The sequence below is a fragment of the Pseudomonas sp. CM27 genome, from assembly GCF_013179515.1.
Lineage (GTDB): Bacteria > Pseudomonadota > Gammaproteobacteria > Pseudomonadales > Pseudomonadaceae > Aquipseudomonas.
Genome location: NZ_JABMCN010000272.1, coordinates 1 through 7,750 on the forward strand (window position 1 = coordinate 1; position 7,750 = coordinate 7,750).

Below are 7,750 nucleotides of genomic sequence, written 5' to 3' on the forward strand. Positions count from 1 at the left end.
GGCGTCTTGAGCTACAGCGTGGCAGTGCGCGCCCTCTGCGAGTTCAGCGCCAAGGTCGGCGACCTGGACCTGCGCTTCACGCCATCGCCGTCCGCCCAGGAAGGCATCGAAGGGCACCGGCGGGTAGTGGCGCGGCGCGCTGCTGGTTACCAGTCGGAAATCACCCTCGAAGGCCAGTTCGACACCCTGCGGGTGCGCGGCCGCGCCGACGGCTACGACCCGGCCCACAACCGCCTGGAAGAGATCAAGACCTACCGCGGTGACCTGACGCGCCAGCCCGCCAATCACCGCCAGTTGCACTGGGCGCAAGCCAAGGTCTACGGCTGGTTGATGTGTCAGGCACGGCAACTGCCCGCCATCGAGGTGGCGCTGGTTTACCTGGATGTCGACAGCGACGGCCAGACGCTGATCAGCCAGCACTGCACGGCTGACGAGCTGCAGGCCTTTTTTGAAACCCAGTGCCAGCGTTTTCTGGCCTGGGCCCAGTATCAGCAGCGGCGCATGGCCGAACGTAACGATGGGCTACAGGCATTGGGCTTTCCCTATGCCCAGTTCCGCCAGGGCCAGCGGCAACTGGCCGAAACACTGTACAAGGCGGTGAGCACCGGCCGCTGCCTGATGGCCCAGGCCAGCACCGGCATCGGCAAGACGCTCGGTACCTTGTTCCCGCTGCTCAAGGCCATGGCGCCGCAGCAACTGGACAAGCTGTTCTTCCTCACCGCCAAGACGCCGGGCAGGGCACTGGCCCTCGATGCCATGCACCAGATTACCGCTGCCACGCCGCAGCCGGCCTTGCGCACACTGGAGCTGATTGCTCGCGACAAGGCCTGCGAATACCCCGACAAAGCCTGCCATGGCGAGTCCTGCCCATTGGCCGCAGGCTTCTACGACCGCCTGCCTGCAGCGCGCGAGGCCGCGGCGGCCGTGCCCTTGCTGGACCGTGCCAAGCTGCGCGAAGTGGCGTTGGCGCACCAGGTGTGCCCCTATTACCTGGGCCAGGAGATGGCGCGCTGGGTGGATGTGCTGGTCGCCGACTACAACTACTACTTTGATGCGCATGCGTTGCTGTTCGGCCTGACTCAGCTGAACCAGTGGCGCGTCGCGGTGCTGGTGGACGAGGCGCACAACCTGGTCGAGCGCGGGCGCAACATGTACAGCGCCAGCCTTGACCAGGGCCAGCTGCTGGCCTTGCGCCAAAGCAAGCCACACGGGCTGGTCAGCGCGCTGGACCGGTTGAACCGTCAGTGGAACGCGCTGTACAAAGAGCAGCGTGCGCCCTACAAGGCCAGCGAGTCGCTGCCTGAATCCTTGTTGCGTGCCCTGCAGCAGTGCATCGGGCTGATCCAGGAGCAGATGAACCAGTCGCCCGCGCACATGGACCCGCAGGTTTTGCAGTTCTTCTATCAGGCGTTGCAGTTCAGCCGGGTTGCTGAACTGTTTGACGAGCATTTTCTGTTCGACATCAGCCAGCGCCAAGGCCCGCGCAAGCGCCGACTGGCGACCCTGTGCCTGCGCAACGTCACCCCGGCACGCCTGCTGGCCCCGCGCATGCAAGCGGCACGCAGTGTGACGCTGTTTTCTGCCACGCTGAGTCCGCGGCACTTCTACAGCGACCTGCTGGGCATGCCGGCCGACACCGCGTGGCTGGAGGTGGCGGCGCCATTTCGACCCGAGCAGCTGGAAGTACGCATTGCCAGCCAGGTCTCCACCCGCTACCAGCAGCGCCAGGCCTCACTGGCACCCATTGTCGAGCTGATTGCCCGCCAGTATGAACAGATGCCGGGCAACTATCTGGCATTCTTCAGCAGCTTTGAATACCTGCAGCAGGTAGCCGGGTTGCTGGCCGAGCAGCATGTGCAGATTCCCATATGGGCGCAGCAACCGGGCATGGATGAAGCGGCGCGCCAGACGTTTCTGGATCGGTTCGTCACCGATGGCCAGGGCATCGGCTTCGCCGTATTGGGCGGTGCTTTTGGCGAAGGCGTGGATTTGCCGGGGACGCGGCTGATCGGTGCATTCGTTGCCACGCTCGGGCTGCCCCAGGTCAACCCGGTCAATGAGCAGTTCAAGCAGCGGCTGGGGCGCCAGTTTGGTGCGGGCTTCGATTACGCCTATCTGTACCCCGGCGTGCGCAAGGTGATCCAGGCGGCCGGTCGGGTCATTCGGGGCGATCAGGATCGTGGTGTGCTGGTGCTGATCGATGAGCGCTTTGCCGAACCGAGGGTACAGCAGATGTTCCCGGGCTGGTGGCCGGCAGCGATAGGCTGATCCGGTGGGCGGGCCTTGGTTCGTTCAGGGCTGCAATTGGGGTAAGATCACGACCCGTGCCAGTTTCAAACGCCTTGCATATCAAGGTGATGGCACTTCTTTGAGTCCGCATGACGTGCAGTACGGTCATCGAGACTCGCTCGTCTGTCGTTATGACTTGCTTCAGAGTTTGGCCGTTGCGCTGGCGGCCCGACGCACCGCTACAGGATTCACGTTTTGTCCGACCTCTCGAAAAACCCGCTGCTGCAGTACATGGCCCGTCTGGCCCCATCCAGCCAGCAAACCATGCGCTACATTCTTCAGGACGCCGCCGACCGGCTGGGCTTTGTCGACTGCAACCTCGTCGAGGTGCCCTGGCATCGGCTGGAGCCCGGCCATGTGATCGCCCTGGTGGCGGCCCTGCGCACCGACGGCTATGCGCCCAACAGTTCGTCGCTATACGTCAACGCCATTCGCGGGGTGATGAACGAAGCCTGGCGCCAGGGCCTGATCGACCATGAGCAGTTGTTGCGCATTCGCGAGGTCAAGCCGGCCACCGGCAGCCGCCTGCCGCCAGGGCGCAACCTGCGCCGCAGCCTGATCCGCGAACTGATGGACGTGTGTGCGGCGGACCCGCGGCCGCAGGGGGTGCGCGACGCAGCGATCATTGCCTTGTTGTACGGCACTGGCATGCGCAAGTCGGAATCGGTGGACATCGACCTGGATCAGGTTGATTTCGAGGCGCGTAGCCTGCAGGTGCTGGGCAAGGGCAACCGCCAGCTGATCAAGTATGCGCCGCCCTGGGCGTTTGAAAAGCTGCAGGCGTGGCTGGACCTGCGCCGCGAAGACCTGCCGGCAGGGGCCGAAGACGACGCGTTCCTGTTCAACCGCATCCGTCGTGGCAGCCACATCACCCGCGCGCGGATCACCAAGCATGCGATCTACTACATCGCCCGCCAGCGCGGTGCGCAGGTGGGGGTGAAGATCATGCCGCATGACTTTCGCCGCGCGTTTATTACCCGGGTGATCGAAGAGCATGACCTGTCGATTGCGCAGAAGCTGGCGCACCATGCCAATATCCAGACCACGGCCAGTTATGACCGGCGTGATGACAACGAACGCCGGCGTGCGGTGGACCGGTTCGACTACTGACTTTCAGTGTTTTTTTTGGGGGGGGCAGTAGGATTGCACCTGTCAGCCCAAACACAATATCCCCCGTACGCCCCATTCCAGAGCGCCCGCAAAAAATAGTTTCATCTTCATTCACCTGCGGAGTTGGCCCGCAACCTGCTATATCCAGCCTGCGAATTTGATCGAGTGGCCAGGCCGCAGGCGCTGCCAAGCGCCCACGGCGGACCCTCTAAACGGCCAGCAGGCCACGGATTTCAGGGGCCGCAGGATGTCGCTCGCGGAGCAGATCGAACAACAACAGGATGCCGCAGGCTGGAGCGCCCATCTGCAGCTGCGCTTCGTCAAGCGCGACGGTGTGACCCGCCTTGGTGCGCGGCGGCATTTCGGTCCTCTTTTGGTGCAGCGGCCTTTCTATCCTGAAGGTCCGCCATGCCACGTCTATGTGCTGCACCCACCTGGCGGCATCGTCGCTGGCGATCGCCTGGAACTGGACATTCATCTGGAGCCTGGCAGCCACGCGCTGCTGACCATGCCCGGCGCCAGCAAGTTCTACCGCAGCATCGGCCCCACCGCGCGCCTTGCGCAGCGCTTCCACCTGGCCAGCGGTAGCACGCTGGAATGGCTGCCACAGGACAGCATCTTTTTTTCCGGCGCTCGCGCCAGCCTCGACAGCCGTTTCACCCTTGAGCCCGGGGCCCGCCTGCTGGCGTGGGAAACCCTGTGCCTGGGTCGCCCGGTGATGAACGAGCGTTTCGAGCAGGGCGCCCTGGACAGCCGGCTGCACATCGAGCAGGCCGATGAAATCGGCCTGCATGAGCGGCTGCGTATCGAAGGCGGGCAGTTGGACAAGCTTGGCGGGCACCCGCTGCTCGCCACCTTCTGTGCCGCACCTGCCGACCAGGCGCTACTGGAACAGGTGCGCCCGCTGCTCGAAGCACTGGGCAACCCGGCCGGTGCGACCCTGCTCGGCTCTTTGCTGGTGATCCGCCTGCTCGACCATGACAACCAACACCTGCAACACACCCTGCAACGCCTGTGGCATGTACTGCGCCCGGCCGTCCTCGGCCTGCCCGCCTGCCCGCCGCGTATCTGGGCCACCTGAGAGAGCGCCATGGAGCTGACCCCAAGAGAGAAAGACAAACTGCTGCTGTTCACCGCCGCGTTGCTGGCTGAACGGCGCCTGGCCCGTGGTCTGAAGCTCAACTACCCGGAGGCCGTAGCGTTGATCAGTGCCGCAGTGCTGGAGGGCGCCCGCGATGGCCGCACCGTCGCTGAACTGATGAGCCTGGGGCGCGAAGTGCTGAGCCGCGACCAGGTAATGCCCGGTATAGCTGAAATGCTCCCCGATGTGCAGGTCGAAGCGACGTTCCCGGATGGCACCAAGCTGGTGACCGTGCATGACCCCATTGTCTGAAACTGCCCCGGAGCCTTGCATGATCCCAGGTGAAATACAGGTCGCCAGCGGCGACATCGAACTGAATTGCGGCCGTGAAACGGTCAGCGTTTGCGTGGCCAACCATGGCGACCGCCCGGTACAGGTCGGCTCGCATTACCACTTTCATGAAGTCAACCAGGCGCTGGTGTTCGACCGCGCGCCGACCCTGGGCTTTCGCCTGGACATTCCTGCCGGCACCGCCGTGCGCTTCGAGCCCGGTCAGGCGCGGACCGTGCAGTTGGTGGCGTACGCCGGCAAGCGCGTGGTCTACGGCTTTCAGGGCAAGGTGATGGGCCCGCTGGAGGGCAGGGCATGAGCCGTATTTCCCGTCAGGCCTATGCCGACATGTTCGGCCCGACCGTGGGTGACCGTGTGCGCCTGGCCGACACCGCGCTGTGGGTCGAGGTCGAAAAGGACTTCACGGTGTATGGCGAAGAGGTGAAGTTCGGCGGCGGCAAGGTTATCCGTGATGGCATGGGGCAAGGCCAGATGCTGGCCGCCGAGGCCATGGACCTGGTGCTGACCAACGCCTTGATCATCGACCACTGGGGCATCGTCAAAGCGGATATCGGCATCAAGCACGGGCGCATCGCAGTGATCGGCAAGGCCGGCAACCCGGACGTGCAGCCGGGCGTCAACGTGCCGGTCGGCCCGGGTACCGAAGTGATTGCGGCCGAGGGCAAGATCGTCACCGCCGGCGGCGTCGACTCGCATATCCATTTCATCTGCCCGCAGCAAGTCGACGAGGCACTGAACAGCGGCGTCACCACCTTTATTGGTGGCGGCACCGGGCCGGCCACTGGCACCAACGCCACCACCTGCACCCCCGGCCCCTGGTACCTGGCGCGCATGCTCCAGGCCGCCGACAGCCTGCCGATCAACATCGGCCTGCTCGGCAAGGGCAATGCCTCGCGACCTGAAGCGCTGCGCGAGCAGATCGCCGCCGGTGCGGTGGGCCTGAAGCTGCATGAAGACTGGGGTTCGACGCCGGCCGCCATCGACTGCTGCCTGGGCGTGGCCGAGGAAATGGACATTCAGGTGGCGATCCACACCGACACCCTCAACGAGTCCGGCTGTATCGAGGACACCCTGGCCGCCATCGGCGACCGCACCATTCACACCTTTCACACCGAAGGTGCTGGGGGTGGCCATGCACCGGACATCATCCGCGCGGCGGGACAGGCCAACGTGCTGCCGTCCTCGACCAACCCGACTTTGCCGTACACGGTCAATACCGTGGACGAGCATCTGGACATGCTGATGGTGTGCCATCACCTTGACCCGAGCATTGCCGAGGACGTGGCCTTCGCCGAGTCGCGCATTCGCCGTGAAACCATCGCTGCCGAGGACATCCTGCACGACATGGGCGCCTTTGCCATGACGTCGTCCGACTCCCAGGCCATGGGCCGGGTCGGCGAGGTGGTGCTGCGCACCTGGCAGGTCGCTCACCAGATGAAGCTGCGCCGCGGGCCGCTGGCACCGGATACCGACTACAGCGACAACTTCCGGGTCAAACGCTACATCGCCAAGTACACCATCAACCCGGCGCTGACCCATGGCATCGCGCACGAGGTAGGGTCGCTGGAGGCTGGCAAGCTGGCCGACCTGGTGCTGTGGTCGCCGGCGTTCTTTGCGGTCAAGCCGGCCCTGGTGATCAAGGGCGGCATGATCGTCACCGCGCCCATGGGCGACATCAATGGCTCTATCCCGACGCCGCAACCGGTGCACTACCGGCCGATGTTCGGCGCCCTTGGCGCAGCGCGGCATGCCACCCGCATGACGTTCCTGCCGCAGGCAGCGATGGACCGCGGCCTGGCCGAGGAACTGAACCTGCGCAGTCTGATCGGCGTGGTCAACGGCTGCCGTCGGGTGCGCAAGCCGGACATGCTCCACAACACCTTGCAGCCGCTGATCGAGGTCGATGCGCAGACCTACCAGGTGCGTGCCGATGGCCAACTGCTGGTCTGCGAGCCTGCCACGGAACTGCCGCTGGCGCAGCGCTACTTCTTGTTCTGAAACCTGTTCTGAAGCCCGTTTTGAAGGAGCACCGATGATTGTCCTGACCCGCCGTATTACCGAGCCCGGACAGCTAAACGAGACCGGCACCGTTACCCTCGATGTCGACAGCCGCATCAAGAGCCGCCTGCGGGTAACCCTTGATGATGGCCGCGAAGCCGGGCTGATGCTGGAGCGCGGCCACCTGCTGCGCGGCGGTGAGCTGTTGGCGGATGCTGATGGCACCCAGCTGATCCGCGTGCTGGCCGCGCCCGAGGCGGTGTCCACCGTGCGCTGCGCCGACCCGCATCTGCTGGCCCGTGCGGCCTACCACCTGGGCAACCGCCATGTCCCGCTGCAGATCGAGCCTGGCCTGTTGCGCTTCCAGCACGATCATGTACTGGACGACATGCTGCGCGGGCTTGGTCTGACGGTGCAAGCCGAACAGGCCCCGTTCGAGCCTGAAGCCGGCGCCTACCAGAGTGCGCCACATGGCCACAGCCATGGCCACGGCCACGATCACCCGTTCGTGCGCCTGCCTGCCCATTCCTGATCTGCCCTGGAGCAACCGATGAAAAAGACTTTCGCCCTGTTTCTGCTGATGTTGGCACTGCCAGCCTTTGCCCACCCCGGGCACGATGGCAACCCCCTGCAAGACGGCCTGCTGCACCCCTTGACCGGCCTTGACCACCTGTTGATGTTGCTGGGCACCGGCGTGCTCGCCGCGCTGACCCGGCGCAGCCTGACGCTGCCGCTGGCCACCCTGGCGGCGATGTTCGGGGGCGCGGTGTGTGGCCACCTGTTCGGCGACGTGCTGGGCATGGAGAGCATGATCGCCGTGTCGCTGCTGGTGGCTGCCGGGGCTGTACTGCTACCAAGCCGTCAAGTACTGATGGCCATGGCCATGCCGGTATTCGCCCTGTTCCATGGCTGGGCTCATGG

The 7,750-nt window shown here is 64.8% G+C and carries 8 protein-coding genes; all 8 read left to right on the forward strand.

Annotated elements, in window-relative coordinates; translation table 11 throughout:
• Positions 1-6: 6 nt before the first annotated feature.
• Positions 7-2,268 (forward strand): ATP-dependent DNA helicase, encoded by a 2,262-nt coding sequence (locus HP547_RS25095; protein ID WP_172288084.1) that lies wholly within the window; start codon positions 7-9, stop codon positions 2,266-2,268.
• A 216-nt stretch (positions 2,269-2,484) separates the two neighbouring features.
• On the forward strand, positions 2,485-3,399 hold the full coding sequence (gene xerC, locus HP547_RS25100) for a tyrosine recombinase XerC (protein ID WP_172288076.1): 915 nt from the start codon (positions 2,485-2,487) through the stop codon (positions 3,397-3,399).
• Between the two features lie 247 nt (positions 3,400-3,646).
• Positions 3,647-4,480 carry an urease accessory protein UreD gene (locus HP547_RS25105; protein WP_172232230.1) on the forward strand — a complete coding sequence of 278 codons (834 nt, stop codon included), beginning with the start codon at positions 3,647-3,649 and terminating at the stop codon, positions 4,478-4,480.
• Between the two features lie 9 nt (positions 4,481-4,489).
• A complete protein-coding gene (locus HP547_RS25110) occupies positions 4,490-4,792 on the forward strand; it encodes an urease subunit gamma (RefSeq protein ID WP_172232227.1) in 303 nt (100 codons plus the stop codon).
• A gap of 19 nt (positions 4,793-4,811) precedes the next feature.
• Positions 4,812-5,129: an urease subunit beta gene (locus tag HP547_RS25115; RefSeq protein ID WP_172232224.1), complete on the forward strand. Its 318-nt coding sequence runs from the start codon at positions 4,812-4,814 to the stop codon at positions 5,127-5,129.
• Positions 5,126-6,829, forward strand: a complete 1,704-nt coding sequence (ureC, locus tag HP547_RS25120) for an urease subunit alpha (RefSeq protein WP_172288079.1) — start codon at positions 5,126-5,128, stop codon at positions 6,827-6,829. Before HP547_RS25115 ends, ureC begins: the two co-directional genes overlap by 4 nt.
• Positions 6,830-6,863: 34 nt before the next feature.
• Positions 6,864-7,361, forward strand: coding sequence for an urease accessory protein UreE (gene ureE / locus HP547_RS25125; RefSeq protein WP_172222858.1), 498 nt, complete (start codon positions 6,864-6,866; stop codon positions 7,359-7,361).
• Between the two features lie 18 nt (positions 7,362-7,379).
• On the forward strand, positions 7,380-7,750 hold a 371-nt coding region (locus HP547_RS25130; RefSeq protein WP_172288082.1), incomplete at its 3' end, for a HupE/UreJ family protein.